This is a genomic window from Polaribacter sp. YIW18, assembly GCF_057219325.1.
This window is the reverse complement of the sequence record NZ_JBXVVE010000005.1, coordinates 238,390-252,962: the sequence shown is the minus strand read 5'-3', so window position 1 is coordinate 252,962 and position 14,573 is coordinate 238,390. Positions and strand designations below refer to the sequence as shown.

The window sequence follows — 14,573 nt, the reverse complement described above, 5'->3', positions numbered from 1 at the left end:
TATTGATGATTTCATTTATTCTGGTCAGGATATCACTCCACCATTGACGGTGAAAGATGGATCAGTTATTTTGGTACAAGGAACTGATTATGGATTAGATTATAGTAATAATATCAATGTTGGTAAAGCCACTGTAACGCTTAGCGGAATTGGGAATTATGCAGCAGATAGAGAAATTAACTTTACGATTGTACCAAAAAGCATCAATATTTTAATAGCAGATCAAGAGAAAGACTATGGCGCCCAAGATCCTGTTTTAGTATTTACAGCAGATCCAATACTTTTTGGAGCAGATGCATTTACAGGAGCTTTAACCCGAGAATCTGGCGAGGCAGTTGGAACGTATTTGATAACTTCAGGGACCTTAAGTGCAGGTGATAATTACACTTTAGACGTTCAAACAGACGCAATTTTTAGCATTATTAGAATCGATACAGATGGCGATGGTGTTGCAGATGACATAGAGGATAATGATAATACAGATGCAACAGACAGTTGTGATTTTGTAGAATCAAGCCAAACAGAAACACCAAGTGCAGCATGGAACAGTGCAGACTGTGATAGTGACGGCGTAACCAATGCAGAAGAAGTAACAGATGGTACGGATCCATTGAATCCAGATACGGATGGTGATGGAGTCATTGATGGAACAGAGAAATCTGACGGTACAGATGCAACTAGTTTTTGTTCATCGATTCCTTTAAACATTACCCTTTCTGTAAGTCAAGATTATTTAGCTGCAGATTGTGATGACGATGGTTTGAGTAATGGCGATGAGATTGGTTTAGATGCATCTAATCCAATAGATTCAGATAACGATGGTGTTGCCGATTATCTAGAGGTGAATAAATATGAAGTTTCAATAGAAGATGACTTAGAAATTTATAATTTATTGACTCCAAATGGAGACGGAGAAAATGATGTATTTGTAATTCGTAACATTGAGTTATACCCAGAGAACACGATAGAGATTTTTAATCGCTGGGGAGTACAGGTGTATAACGTTGCAGGATATGGTCAGCAGGGGAAATATTTCCAAGGTGTATCAAACGGAAGAGGCACAGTAAGAAGATCTGAGTCGCTACCAACAGGAACTTACTTTTATATCTTAAAATATAAGAAAAATGGAGATACGAAAGAGCGTAAAGGTTATATATACTTAACTAAGTAAATTTTTAAACAAAAAATATAAAAGTAATAAGTAAAATTAAAAAGAAATGAAAAAAATATTCACTCTTATTATTCTAGTTTCGTCTGTATTGGGTTATGCTCAACAAGACGCCCAGTTTAGTAATTATATGTACAATACGTTGAGTTTTAATCCGGCGTATGCAGGGTCACGAGGAACTACTAGTGTTTATCTATCCCAACGTTCGCAATGGGTAGGTTTAGAAGGGGCACCAACAACGAATGCACTTTCGTATCATTCACCCATTGGTTCATCTAAGTTAGGAATTGGCTTGAGTTTTATCAATGATGCGATAGGGCCAGTTGAAGAGAATTTGGTATCATTAGACATGTCATATACGATCAACACATCGTATGATTATAAGTTAGCCTTTGGTTTACGTGCAAGTGCACATATGTTAAATGTAGACTTTATGAAGTTAAATGCATTTAACCCTGGCGATGTTTTAGCACAAAATAATGTTAACAATCGAATTTCCCCCAATATAGGATTTGGTGTTTTCTGGTATTCAGACAAAAGTTATCTAGGGTTTTCTATTCCCAATTTATTAGAGACCAAACATATCAATAAGGATTTAAATTCTTCGGTGAGTTCAGTTTCTAAAGAGCGTTTGCACTATCATTTTACCGCAGGTTATATATTTGATTTAAGTGAAAATATTTTATTTAAGCCAGCCGTATTAACTAAAATAGTATCAGGTGCACCATTGCAGTTAGATGTATCCGCAAATTTTCAGATGTATGATAAATTTACTTTAGGAGCATCTTACAGGGTAGATGCTGCAGTAAGTTTTTTAGGAGGTTTTCAATTAAATCAAAAATGGTTTTTAGGTTATGCGTATGATTTTGATACAAATAATTTATCTACTTACAATTCAGGTTCTCATGAGGTATTTTTACGATATGAATTATTTAGAAATTATAACGTAAAAGCTCCAAGATTCTTTTAAAAATAAAAAATATGAAATCACATTTTTATAACATTACCTTTTGTTTATTATTTTTTACTGGACTTTTATATAGCCAGCAAAGAAAAGAAGTTATTGCAAATTCAAACTACAATAGCATGTCTTATGCTAAAGCTGTAGACCTTTATGAAAGATTAGTAAATGATGGATATGGCTCTAAGCAATTATTTGAAAACTTAGGAAATTCCTATTACAATCAGTCTAACTATGCGTTAGCTAAAGTAAGCTACGATTCATTATTTAAAAGAACAGAGGATGTTTCATTAGCTACCTATTACAGATACATCAATGTACTACGTAGTGAAAAAAAGCATGAGCAAGCAGACAAATTATACGCTAAATTATTAGAGAAGTATCCTACAGAGAAGAGAAATACTAAGGGTAAGAATCGTATTTTTTTAAGTCCAGAAATACTTTCTGTATCTTCTGTTGATTTAGAAAATGCTAAAATTAATTCACCTTATTCAGACTATAAAGTATCTTATTTAGGAGAAGATAAGATTGTTTATTCAAGTAGTAAAGAAACAAAGAAAATTACTTCGATAAAATCAATTTGGACTAATGAATCTTACACAAATTTGTATCAAAGTAATATAAGTTCAGATAGCCTTACAGGAGAATCTTTTAAATTAAAAGGACGCATCAATAGGTTTTATAATGAATCTTCTGCAGTTTTTACAAAAGATGGAAATACGATGTATTTTACCAGAAACAATCAATTAGGTAGTAAAGTAAAAACAGATTCTTTAGAAAACGTTTTGTTAAAAATATATAAAGCTACTTATAATGGAAACCGTTGGAATAATATAGAAGAGTTACCATTTAACAGCAATCAATACAACTGTGCACATCCTGCTTTGAGCCCAAATGAGGATTACTTATATTTTTCATCAGACATGCCAGGAACTTTGGGAGAATCTGATTTATACAGAGTCGCTATTGAAGAGAATACTTATGGAACTCCAGAGAATTTAGGAAATCAAATCAATACGTTAGGTAGAGACACGTTTCCATATATTACTTCAGACAATGTTTTAATTTTTTCTTCAGATTTTAGAAAAGGAAAAGGAGGCTTAGACTTGTATTATACAGATTTAAAAAGCTCAAATAAGAGAGTCTATACCTTTGGTGAGCCGCTAAATAGCGCTTATGACGATTTTGGATTGGTTTATAAAGTAGCTGAAGGAACAGGTTTTATGACTTCTAACCGAAAGCAAGACAATGTTGGCTCTGATGATATTTATGAATTTTCAGGTTTATCTATACCAGCCATAGAAGATTTAACGGTAATAATCAAATCGACCAAAGGCAATGATGTATTAGGCACCACATTAGTTAGATTATTTAATGAAAACAATACTTTACTAGGCACTATAAAAGCAACTAACAACCAAGTGTCTTTAATGGATTTAGATCCTTCAAAGCGCTATACGTTAGAGGCAAATAATGATGGTTACGAACCGTATGCTTCTTCAATAAAATTTGAAGGAACCAATACAACTACTATTTATCTTACAGAAAAGGCACCACCACCAGCACCGGTAGACTTACAAGAGATTTTAAATTTAAAGAATATTTACTTTGATTTTGATAAACATTCAATTAGAAAAGATGCAGCAATAGAACTAGAAAAGATAGTAGCCATCTTGAATCAATATCCAGAAATTAAAATAGATATTATTGGCCACACAGATCTTCGAGGACCAGCAGCATACAACGAGAGATTATCAGCACAAAGAGCAGCATCTGTAAAACAATGGTTGGTAGGTAGAGGCATTTCTTCAGAAAGAATGACATCATTAGGATATGGAGAGAAAAAACCGATCAATGATTGTATAGAAAAATGTACTAAAGAACAACACGATCAAAACCGTAGAACAGAATTTTTAATCAAATAATAATACAACACTATTTATTATTTATAAAGACTCAAACACATTGTTTGGGTCTTTTTTTTATACTTTTTATAAAGTACAGTAGATTTTGTTGATATGATAAAATATAACCCTACAAATTATAAAAACAAAAAACCCCAACTATTTGATTATAAATAGATTGAGGTTTTTATTTGTACTCAAGGTGGGAATCGAACCCACACTCCCGAAAGAACTGGATTTTGAATCCAGCGCGTCTACCAATTCCGCCACTTGAGCAAAGTATTGAGATTGCAAATGTATTAAATTATTTTATTTTAAAGTCTATAAATTAATTTCAAACTCAATAAATAATTTCTACTTTTGTAAACTCATAACAACACAACTAAAAACAACTAAATGCCTTCAAATCAATTAGCACCAAAACTTTTTGCCTGCAGACAAAGTAAAGATTTAGCAGCTAACATTGCCAAAGAATACAATACAGAGTTAGGAAATATTGAAATTACCTACTTTAGCGATGGCGAATTTCAACCTGCATTTGAAGAATCTGTTAGAGGAAGACGCGTTTTTATTATAGGGTCTACATTTCCAAATGCAGACAATCTTATGGAAATGCTTTTAATTTTAGACGCAGCAAAAAGAGCATCTGCAAGACATATTACCGCAGTAATGCCTTATTTTGGTTGGGCAAGACAAGATAGAAAAGATAAGCCAAGAGTTGCCATTGGTGCAAAATTAGTGGCAAAATTATTAGAAGCAGCAGGTGCTACAAGAATTATGACCATGGATTTACATGCAGATCAAATTCAAGGATTTTTTGAAAAACCAGTAGACCACTTATTTGCTTCTACCATTTTTATGCCATATATAGAAAGTTTACAATTAGACAATTTAACAATTGCCTCTCCAGATATGGGAGGTTCTAAAAGAGCCTACGCATATTCTAAACATTTACACGCAGATGTAGTTATTTGTTACAAACAACGTAAAAAGGCAAATGTAATTGGGCATATGGAGGTAATTGGAGAAGTAAAAGGTAAAAATATTATTCTTGTTGATGATATGATAGATACTGGAGGAACCCTAGCACATGCAGCTAACTTAATGAAAGAAAGAGGAGCAAAAAGTGTACGTGCAATTTGTACACATCCTGTTCTTTCTGGTGATGCTTATGAAAAAATAGAAAATTCGGCTTTAACAGAATTGATCGTTTCTGATACAATTCCGTTAAAAAAGACCACATCTAAAATAAAAGTAGTATCTTGCGCGCCATTATTCGCAGATGTTATGCACAAAGTGCAAGACAATACTTCGATTAGTGGAAAATTTATAATATAAATATTTAAAAACAAGTAATGAAATCAATTACAATTAAAGGATCAAAAAGAGAAAGCGTGGGCAAGGTAGCTACCAAAGCCTTACGTAATGCTGGTATGGTTCCTTGCGTTATTTACGGAGGAGATAAGCCAGTGCATTTTTCAGCAGAAGAATTAGCATTTAAAAACTTGGTATACACTCCAAACGTTTATACTGCTACAATTCATGTTGATGGACAAAAAATAGCTGCAATTTTACAAGACATTCAGTTTCACCCAGTAACAGACAAAATTTTACACGTAGATTTTTATCAGTTATTTGATGATAAAGAAGTAACAATGAATATTCCTGTAAAATTAACAGGTACATCTCCTGGTGTATTAAATGGTGGATCTTTACGTTTTACAAACCGTAAATTAAAAGTAAAAGCTTTACCAGCTAACTTACCAGATTTTGTAACAGCAGATATTTCTAGTTTAAAAATAGGAAATAAATTATTTGTAACATCATTAGCCAATGATGATTATACATTTATGCACCCAGACAATACAGTAGTTGTACAAGTTAGAACTTCTCGTAACGCAGTTGAAGAAGACTTAGATGACGAAGAAAGTACAGATGAAGCTGCAGAAGCACCAGCAGCAACAGAATAGTTACATTCTAAATATAATTTAAAAAGCGTTGCAAATTTGCAACGCTTTTTTATTTTCCCAGAGTTCGTCTCAAAATCTTTTAAGATCTTATAAACTTCAATTTAAGTTCGGCGTATCATCCATAGAATTCTTCTTACTTTTGAAGCATGAATTAAAGAGACTTCTTTTTTAAATTATTAAGAACTAAAATTGAAAACAAAGAAGAGTTAATGAAAAAATTTTTAATAGTAGGTTTAGGTAATATTGGCGATAAATACACCAATACACGTCACAATATTGGTTTTAAAATTTTAGACGAAGTTGCAGAAGAACACAGCGTTACTTTTGAAACAGAAAAATTAGGAGATGTTGCTAAATTTAGATTTAAAGGAAGAACTTTTGTGCTTTTAAAGCCAAGTACTTTTATGAATTTAAGTGGAAAAGCCGTAAAATATTGGATGCAGCAAGAAAAAATAGCTACAGAAAACATCTTAGTTGTTACAGATGATATCAATATAGATTTTGGTACCATTCGATTAAAAGCAAAAGGTTCTGCAGGCGGGCATAATGGCTTAAAAGACATTCAAGAAAAATTAAACACCCAACAATATGCTCGTTTTAGATTTGGAGTGGGTGGTAATTATGCTAGAGGAAAACAAGTAGATTATGTTTTAGGCGAGTGGAATAAAGAAGAAGTTAGCCAATTAATAGAGCGTTTACCTACATCTGCAAAAGTAATTACTTCTTTTGGTACTGCTGGTTTAGCCAATACTATGAATACTTTTAACGGACGGTAGTTCACTAAAAAAATTAATTTTCGCTTGCATACCACTCAGCAAAACTAGTATCTGTTTCTTGTAATTTTATAGAATGTAGTTTGATGTTTGCTGGTAATCTATTGGTAATTTTTTTAGCAAAATCAATCACCATCATTTCGCTTGTTGGCTGGTAATCTACTAATAAAACTTCATGACCTCTATCCATTAATTCTTTAGCCAACTCTACATGAGGCGTGTTTTTGTTGAAAACAGTTGCATGGTCAAAAATATCTACAATTTCTTCATTTACAATTTTCTTTAAATCACCAAAATCTATCACCATACCAAATTTTACATTGGTATTGTCTGCTATGGGTTTTCCAGAAACAGTTACAGAGAGTTTGTAAGAATGTCCGTGAACATTTTTACATTTTCCATCATAACCATATAAAGCATGCCCTGTTTCAAAATTAAATTGCTTTGTTATTCTAATTGTGCTCATTTACTATTTTATTGAAACTGTCAGTTCGAGTGATTTCAAATTTTTCATCTTTTAAAATGTACTAGAACTGGCAAATTTGTTTTTAACGTCTGTTTCTAAATTTGTTGTAAAAGTACACAATAACTAATACGATTGCTAAAATTAGAAATAAATTATTTCCACCCATTTTGTTTGTAATCTGTTAATTATCAACTAAAAAATTATTTAAAACATCTGCAATTTTTCTATTATCAGATAATTGCGGTATTTTATTCTGACCACCAAATTTACCAATAGATTTCATATAACTATGAAAACCACCTTTTTTAACTTTTCTTATGATTAATGATCGTAAAATTTTGCCATCAATTAAATCTAAATAATAAATATTTTGTGCTTGCATAGAAGCATCTACTTTTTGGGCAAATTCTTCTAAATTTTCTGGCTCATTTTCAAATTCTATAAACCACTCATGGTAAGGCAAACCACTCTTTGGGTTTACTTGTGGCGCCACAGTAAATTCGCTTATATTAATTTCTGTACCTTTTATAGCATCGTTTAAAGCCTTTTCTACTTCTTTACCAATTACGTGTTCGCCAAAGGCAGAAATAAAGTGCTTTATACGACCTGTTACTTTTATTCTATAAGGTTTTGTGGATGTAAATTCTACAGTATCGCCAATATTATAGCCCCATAAACCTGCAGTTGTGTTTAGAATAATTACATAATTTACACCTATTTTTACATCTATTAGAGAAATTCTTGTTGGATTTTCATCAAAAAATTCTGTTGCAGGTATAAACTCATAAAAAATACCCGCATCTAGTTGTAACAACATTCCTTTTTCTGTTTGTGAATCTTGATAGGCAATAAAACCTTCTGAAGCAGGATATAGTTCGATATAATCGATCTTTTTACCAATTAAACTTTCGAATTTATTTTTATAGGGCTCAAAATTTACACCACCATAAATAAAGAAGTTAAAATTTGGGAATAATTCTGATACTTTTTTACCTGTTTTGTCAATTAGTTTTTCAAAATACATTTGTACCCAAGAAGGGATACCACTAATTACAGTCATATTTTCGTTCAAGGTTTCTTCTACAATAGCATTTACTTTGGTATCCCAGTCTTCTATACAATTTGTTTGCCAGGTTGGTAGCCTGTTTTTTAATAAATATTGAGGCACATAATGTGCTACAATACCACTAAGTCTGCCTAATTTAACGCCGTTTTTATCTTGCAAAACAGGGCTTCCTTGTAAAAAAATCATTTTACCATCTACAAAACTAGCATCGTTTTTTTCTGCGATATAAAATAATAAAGCATTTCTGGCAGCTTTTATGTGTGTTGGCATAGAATCTTTAGTAATGGGTATGTATTTTGCCCCAGAAGTTGTGCCAGAAGTTTTGGCAAAGTACAAGGGTTTTCCTGTCCAAAGTACATCAGATTCGCCAGCAACAATTCTATCTACATAAGGTCTTAAACCTTCATAGTCTAAAACTTTTACCTGTTTTTTAAAATCATCATAATTAGAAATAGTACTAAAATTATGGTCTTTACCAAAAGCAGTTTTGCTACCTTTTGCAATTAAGTTTTTAAAAACCTTTTCTTGTGTTTTATGTGGGTTATTTGCCCATTTATTTACTTTTTTAGTGGCTATTTTAGCAAACGGAATTGCAAAAAAAGATTTAATACTCATTATTTAAAATCTATAAAATTTGTTGGGTTAATGGCGTAACCACCTTTCCAAAGTTCAAAATGTAAATGTGGCCCAGTGGTTAATTCTCCAGTAGAGCCAACACTTGCTATAACTTCGCCAGATTTTACAAAATCTCCTTGTTGTTTTAGCAAATTACCATTGTGTTTGTAAACAGTAATAAAGTCTTTATTATGTTTTAAAATAATAGCATAACCTGTTTCTGCGCTCCAACCAGAAAAAATTACAGTTCCATCTGCAGCTGCTTTTATAGGGGTACCTTTTTTTGCAACAATATCTACAGCAAAATGTTTAGAATTGGCATCAAAACTTTGAGAAAGAGTACCTTTTAAGGGTGCAAAAAATACAATTTTTACATTGCTTTTGGCATTGTCTAATAGGGCGAATTGGGTTATTTTTTCTACTTTTTCTCTAAATAAAGAATCTTCTTTACTTGCGTTTAATTCGCTTTCATCAATCGTAATTTGTCTAGCTTCTACTTGTAAAGAGTCTATTTCTTCAGAGGTAATTTCACCAGTTAAAACAGGTTTTAATGCTTTGGTATAATTTTCTAAAATGGCCAATTTTTGTTTTAAAGAATCGGCCTCAAAAGTTAGTTTTACAGCGTTAGCTTTTAATTTTGTAGATAAATAGCCAGGTATATATTCTTTAATGGGTGTAAATGCAATAATTACAGCTGTTATTGCTACTAAAAGAATAGAAAAAATACCACCCAAAACAAACACGTTTAAACGAGATAATTTTAAAGAAATGCGCTCTTCAAAAGTATCTTCATTTAAAACTACTAACCTATATTTATCTGTTAGTTTTTGTTTTAATTTTCCTTTTTTCTTATCTTTTTTGCTCACAAATTATGGTTTGTTAGTTATACATATGCAACCAACGTTAATTATGGTTTTACTTATTTTGATGTAAAAATAATTAAATTATTTTCTATAAAAATTCATTTCGTCTATATAACTCCAAACTTCCTTGGTGAGTAAGGGTTGTATATTTCTCTTTTGTTGTATTCCCTTTCTAATCATAGTAGAAGAAATTTGAACAATAGGTGCATTTACTTTATGAATTTTTGGGTGGTTTTTAAATGGATGTTCTTTTGTAATTTCTGCAATTCTTGGGTACACATAAATACGATGATGTTCTAAAATGGTTTCAAAATTTTTCCATTTATGGAAAGTTTTTAAATTATCTTCTCCCATAATTAGGCAAAACTCTTTCTCTGGATATTTATCTGAAATGTGAGCTAAAGTATGAATTGTATAATTGGGCTGTGGTAATTTAAACTCGATGTCTGAGGGTTTAATTTTAGTATAGTTTTCTGTTGCTCTGTAGACTAATTCAAATCGATGATGATTTTCTAGTAAACTACTTTTCTTTTTAAAAGGATTATGAGGTGTTACTACCATCCAAATTTCATCTAAATCTGTATTTTCTGCCATATAATTAGCAATAATAAGATGCCCCACATGTATAGGGTTAAATGTGCCAAAATACAAACCAATTTTCATTTTTTTACTTTCAATATTCTCGATACAATTTTTTCATACTTCAAAAATTACTCGAACTGACAACACTTTTAACAGGTTTAAAAAAAGTGTCATTTCGAGTGAAATTCTTTTTTAAAGAATTTTGTATCGAGAAGTTTTGTTTTAAATATCTTCTTACTTATTTAACTCCAAAAAACTTGCAACCAATTCTTCTGTTTCTTTTAAAGCAACTTCTAAATCGTAATTTTTAATAATTTCATCAAACTGTGGTGCGGTAGCAAGTTCTACAGAAGCTTTTGCAATACGCATATTAATTTTGTCTTCACTTTCTGTAGAGCGTTTTTTTAGTCTCTTTTTTAGCGCATCTACACTTGGGGGTTTTACAAAAACTGCTAAAGTTTGTTCTGGGTATTTTTTCTTAATTCTTAAACCACCAACAACATCAATATCAAAAATTACATGTTTTTTTTGTGCCCAAAGACGTTCTACTTCACTTTTTAATGTACCATAAAAATTGTCTCTATAAACTTCTTCCCATTCTAAAAATTCATCATTTTTAATTTTATTTTTAAAATCTTTTAAATCTATAAAATAATAATCTTCACCATCTTTTTCAAAACCTCTTGGCTCTCTAGAAGTTGCAGAAATAGAAAAGGCTAAGTTAAATTTTTCTTGTTTTAATAAATGCCTAACAATGGTAGTTTTACCAGAACCAGATGGTGCCGAAAAAACGAATAGTTTTCCTACAAAATTATCTTTCATACTTAATTTTGTTATGCTGTAATATTCAGCTTTTTTTATAAAACGTTCAATATTTGTTCTTTAATTTGCTCTAGCTCGTTTTTCATTTGAATAACTGCTTTTTGCATGGGTGCATAATTGGCTTTAGAACCAGTTGTATTAATTTCTCTACCCATTTCTTGGATGATAAATCCTAGTTTTTTCCCATTAGAATCTGGTGAGTCTAAGGTTTCTAAAAAGTAATCTAGATGGTTTGCTAAACGTACTTTTTCTTCATTTATATCTAGTTTTTCTAGATAATAAATCAATTCTTGCTCAAATCTATTTTCATCGGTCTCTACCTTTAAATCGTCTATAGCCTTTTGTAAACGAGTTTTTACATTTTCTATTCGATCACCATCTAAGGCTTTTACTTCTTCTAAATACATTTTAATATTGGCAACTCGTTGTCTAAAATCTATTTCTAATGAGGCTGCTTCATCAGTTCTATATTGTACAATTTCTTTGGTAGCAATATCAATAGCTTTTTTTATTTCTGCCCATTCACTTTCATCTAATTCTTCTCGTTCAGTTTTTAAGGCGTCTGGCATTTTTACGGCCATTTTTAGCAATTCAACATCGCTAGAATTACCTGTTTGTACCACATTTCTAAGTTGTTGCATATATTCTTTTACAACACCATGATTAATGGTTGTAGAGGTTTCATCAGCCGTCATTTCTACAAAAATGGAAAAATCTACTTTACCACGTACTAAGGTTTTTGCTAATTTTTTTCTAACAGCTAATTCCTTTTCTTTGTAGTAAGAAGGAATTCTAACATTTAAGTCTAAATTTTTACTGTTTAAAGATTTTATTTCTATGGTTACTTTTTTGGAAGGCAATTGCAAAACTGCTTTACCATAACCAGTCATAGACTGAATCATAAAGAGGTAATTTTAAATTACTTGCAAATATAACCTTATTTGGCAGATTCTTCTACTTGTTTGGTTACTAAATAAACACCTAAAAAAATTAATAAAGTGGCACTAATTTTGGTAAAGTTTAAAGAATCGCTACCAACAATTAAAGCATAAACCGTAGCTATAACAGGTTGTACATATATAAAAACACTTACTGTTGTGGGCTTTAATTTAGACAAACCATAAAGATTGAATACATAGGTAATACAGGTTGTAAAAATAACTACAAAACCAATATTCCAATAGATATTAGAGGGTATTTCTTGCCAAGTAATTTCTGTAAATTCCATATATCCAAAAGGAATTACAAACACCAACCCAAATAAATAAAACCACTTTACAAAAACGATAGGATGGTATTTTTTGATAAGGTCTTTAGCCAACACCAAATACAAACCATAAGAGGAAGCATTAACAAAAACTAAAAAATTGCCTAAATTGTTATTAGTGTTTGTAACAGTTATATTACTACCTAAAGTAATTAATAATATTGCACCAATTAAACCAATAAAAATCCCTAAAATTCTTAATTTTCCAATAGCTTTTTTTATGATGATACTCGAAAAAATTAGCACCATTATAGGAGAGGTAACCATCATAACTGATGCACTAATAGGAGATGTGTAACTTAATCCTTTAAAAAAAGCCAACATATTTAAAGCCACACCAAAAATAGAAGCAATGGCTATTTTTTTAAAGTCTTGTGATGCTATTTTTTTACTTTTAATAAATAAGCCTATAAACCAAAATATAATAGTAGCACCTAAAACCCTAATTAATATAAAACCAAATGGCTTTACATATGTAGGCATTACAGCTTTGGCAATGGTATAATTAATACCATAAATTAAAGTACCTATAGACACGGCAATTAAAGCAAGGGTTCTTTGATTCATTATTAAACTTCTAAAAAAGAATTAATTTACAAAGTTGATGATTATTTAAAGATTGACATAAAAAAAGAGTTTCAAAATACATTAAAACTCTTTTAAGATTTGATAATTAATTTTTAATTAGTTTACTAAAGGTGGTATTTTTAAGCCTTATCTAGGTTATATTTTAACTTGGATGTTTTAGCATAGGTTTGTTTGCTTCAAAAATAAGGTGCTTATTTCATATTGTTTTAATAGAAACTTTTGCCAATTTTACCTAAAATATTTCCTTTTTCTATGGTTTAAAATTGAGCTATTTCTTTTACAACTTTTACTGCTGCAAGGGTCATTTTATCTTCTACAGAAGCTACATCATTGGTGTTACCAACAACCAAAACAACTTTTTCTTTAGTTGCTAAATCTGCAGCTTCTCCCCAAAGAGTTACGGCATCATCATCTACTTCTATACCTAAATCGTTTACTTCTAAACCTAAATTTGTAATAATAGTTCTAAGTTGGCTAGTTTTTTCTGCGTTTTTCTTCACTGTTGTTTTTTCGATTCCAAAAATTTTGGCACCAGCATTTTTAATACAAGAAATTATTTTCATTTTTCATTTTTTTTGAGGTTATGTTAGGTAATATACAAAATTTCGGTTATTCTGTACATTTGTTTCAATCTAAAAAAGAAGACATTCACATTCATCATATTAGAGAAAACAACTCTATACTATATTATGTATCACTCAAATTAAAGCTGTAGACATTTCAAAAGATAGTTTACAGCTTTAAACAATAAAGGCAATATAATTCCTGGTTTAGGAGATGTAGAAGATTTGGCTTTTGGTGCTAAATTATAAAAAAATAACGGCTGTTATAGCGCTACTTAAAAGGATAAAAAATAGTATATTTTTATAAATATTTTTCTGTAATAACTCAATACCATTGGCAATAATTACAGCCGTTGGAAAGAGTAAAAATAAAAATTCAACTCCTTTTTTTGTTGGAACAAACAAACAAAAAAGTAGTGCAACAAAAAAGTTAACAATTAATAACCACCAACTTTTTTTAAAAGAATTATTTACAGCAAGTGCTTTTGGTGATTTTAAAATGAGTGCAAAAACAGTAAGTAGCAGTACAAAAATACTTAAACCCAAAAAACCCTTTTCTGCATATACACCTATGCCTTTAAAGCTATCAAAATAAAAAAGATTGGTAAATACATATGTTTTATCATACCAAAAATAATAAGTAAAATAGAGAATTAAAGGAGTAATAAAACCGATAATGGGAGCAATTAAATAATTTATAACTGCTTTTTGATGCAATAAAATACCTGCATATAAAACCAAGGCAAAAACGGCTGTTAAAGGTTCTAATATAAATAAAATACTCAACCAAAAACCACTATCAAATAATTTTTGAAGTACTATTTTGGGAGATCTTAAACTATATACTTTTCTTAGAAATAAAATATATACCAAAAAAAGCAGCAATGTTTTAAAGGTTAAAAAAACTTCTAAAAAATAACTGATTAATACAATAAAGGTGAAAAATGCGTACGAATTGTCGAACG

At 30.6% G+C, this 14,573-nt stretch carries 15 protein-coding genes and 1 tRNA gene; 6 read left to right on the top strand and 10 right to left on the bottom strand.

Going from position 1 to position 14,573, the window contains the following annotated elements:
* From AC2D6T_RS07575 to AC2D6T_RS07565, 3 genes are all read left to right on the top strand, one after another.
* Positions 1-1,171 (top strand): T9SS type B sorting domain-containing protein (locus AC2D6T_RS07575; RefSeq protein ID WP_484681060.1); only part of this gene is annotated, 1,171 nt, incomplete at its 5' end.
* A 46-nt stretch (positions 1,172-1,217) separates the two neighbouring features.
* Positions 1,218-2,138: a PorP/SprF family type IX secretion system membrane protein gene (locus AC2D6T_RS07570; RefSeq protein WP_484681059.1), complete on the top strand. Its 921-nt coding sequence runs from the start codon at positions 1,218-1,220 to the stop codon at positions 2,136-2,138.
* Positions 2,139-2,149: 11 nt separating this feature from the next.
* Complete coding sequence (locus AC2D6T_RS07565; RefSeq protein ID WP_484681058.1) at positions 2,150-4,054, top strand: OmpA family protein; 1,905 nt, start codon at positions 2,150-2,152, stop codon at positions 4,052-4,054.
* A gap of 173 nt (positions 4,055-4,227) precedes the next feature.
* Here AC2D6T_RS07565 and AC2D6T_RS07560 read toward each other — a convergent pair.
* Positions 4,228-4,309 (bottom strand) — tRNA-Leu (locus AC2D6T_RS07560).
* A gap of 120 nt (positions 4,310-4,429) precedes the next feature.
* Between AC2D6T_RS07560 and AC2D6T_RS07555 the strand changes: the two genes are divergently transcribed.
* The 3 genes from AC2D6T_RS07555 to pth all read left to right on the top strand — a co-directional run bounded on the left by AC2D6T_RS07555 (position 4,430) and on the right by pth (position 6,779).
* A complete protein-coding gene (locus AC2D6T_RS07555; RefSeq protein ID WP_484681057.1) occupies positions 4,430-5,371 on the top strand; it encodes a ribose-phosphate pyrophosphokinase in 942 nt (313 codons plus the stop codon).
* A 17-nt stretch (positions 5,372-5,388) separates the two neighbouring features.
* A complete protein-coding gene (locus AC2D6T_RS07550; RefSeq protein ID WP_298949392.1) occupies positions 5,389-6,003 on the top strand; it encodes a 50S ribosomal protein L25/general stress protein Ctc in 615 nt (204 codons plus the stop codon).
* A 209-nt stretch (positions 6,004-6,212) separates the two neighbouring features.
* Positions 6,213-6,779, top strand: a complete 567-nt coding sequence (gene pth, locus AC2D6T_RS07545) for an aminoacyl-tRNA hydrolase (protein ID WP_484681056.1) — start codon at positions 6,213-6,215, stop codon at positions 6,777-6,779.
* A gap of 13 nt (positions 6,780-6,792) precedes the next feature.
* On the opposite strand, the gene AC2D6T_RS07540 is transcribed toward pth, so the two are convergent.
* The 9 genes from AC2D6T_RS07540 to AC2D6T_RS07500 all read right to left on the bottom strand — a co-directional run bounded on the left by AC2D6T_RS07540 (position 6,793) and on the right by AC2D6T_RS07500 (position 14,481).
* The gene (locus AC2D6T_RS07540) at positions 6,793-7,242 is read right to left on the bottom strand and encodes a 6-pyruvoyl trahydropterin synthase family protein (RefSeq protein ID WP_298949396.1); all 450 of its coding nucleotides are present in this window, start codon (positions 7,240-7,242) and stop codon (positions 6,793-6,795) included.
* A gap of 181 nt (positions 7,243-7,423) precedes the next feature.
* Positions 7,424-8,923, bottom strand: a complete 1,500-nt coding sequence (locus tag AC2D6T_RS07535) for a GH3 auxin-responsive promoter family protein (RefSeq protein ID WP_298949398.1) — start codon at positions 8,921-8,923, stop codon at positions 7,424-7,426.
* Positions 8,923-9,789, bottom strand: coding sequence for a M23 family metallopeptidase (locus tag AC2D6T_RS07530; RefSeq protein WP_484681055.1), 867 nt, complete (start codon positions 9,787-9,789; stop codon positions 8,923-8,925). Before AC2D6T_RS07530 ends, AC2D6T_RS07535 begins: the two co-directional genes overlap by 1 nt.
* Positions 9,790-9,867: 78 nt before the next feature.
* The gene (gene nadD / locus AC2D6T_RS07525) at positions 9,868-10,449 is read right to left on the bottom strand and encodes a nicotinate (nicotinamide) nucleotide adenylyltransferase (protein ID WP_484681054.1); all 582 of its coding nucleotides are present in this window, start codon (positions 10,447-10,449) and stop codon (positions 9,868-9,870) included.
* A gap of 153 nt (positions 10,450-10,602) precedes the next feature.
* The gene (gene gmk / locus AC2D6T_RS07520) at positions 10,603-11,190 is read right to left on the bottom strand and encodes a guanylate kinase (RefSeq protein WP_484681053.1); all 588 of its coding nucleotides are present in this window, start codon (positions 11,188-11,190) and stop codon (positions 10,603-10,605) included.
* Between the two features lie 35 nt (positions 11,191-11,225).
* On the bottom strand, positions 11,226-12,092 hold the full coding sequence (locus AC2D6T_RS07515; protein WP_484681052.1) for a YicC/YloC family endoribonuclease: 867 nt from the start codon (positions 12,090-12,092) through the stop codon (positions 11,226-11,228).
* 35 nt (positions 12,093-12,127) lie between these two features.
* Positions 12,128-13,024 carry a DMT family transporter gene (locus AC2D6T_RS07510; protein ID WP_484681051.1) on the bottom strand — a complete coding sequence of 299 codons (897 nt, stop codon included), beginning with the start codon at positions 13,022-13,024 and terminating at the stop codon, positions 12,128-12,130.
* 278 nt (positions 13,025-13,302) lie between these two features.
* Positions 13,303-13,608, bottom strand: a complete 306-nt coding sequence (locus AC2D6T_RS07505; protein ID WP_484681050.1) for a BON domain-containing protein — start codon at positions 13,606-13,608, stop codon at positions 13,303-13,305.
* A gap of 243 nt (positions 13,609-13,851) precedes the next feature.
* Positions 13,852-14,481: a hypothetical protein gene (locus AC2D6T_RS07500; RefSeq protein WP_347186750.1), complete on the bottom strand. Its 630-nt coding sequence runs from the start codon at positions 14,479-14,481 to the stop codon at positions 13,852-13,854.
* Between the last annotated feature and the right edge of the window lie 92 nt (positions 14,482-14,573).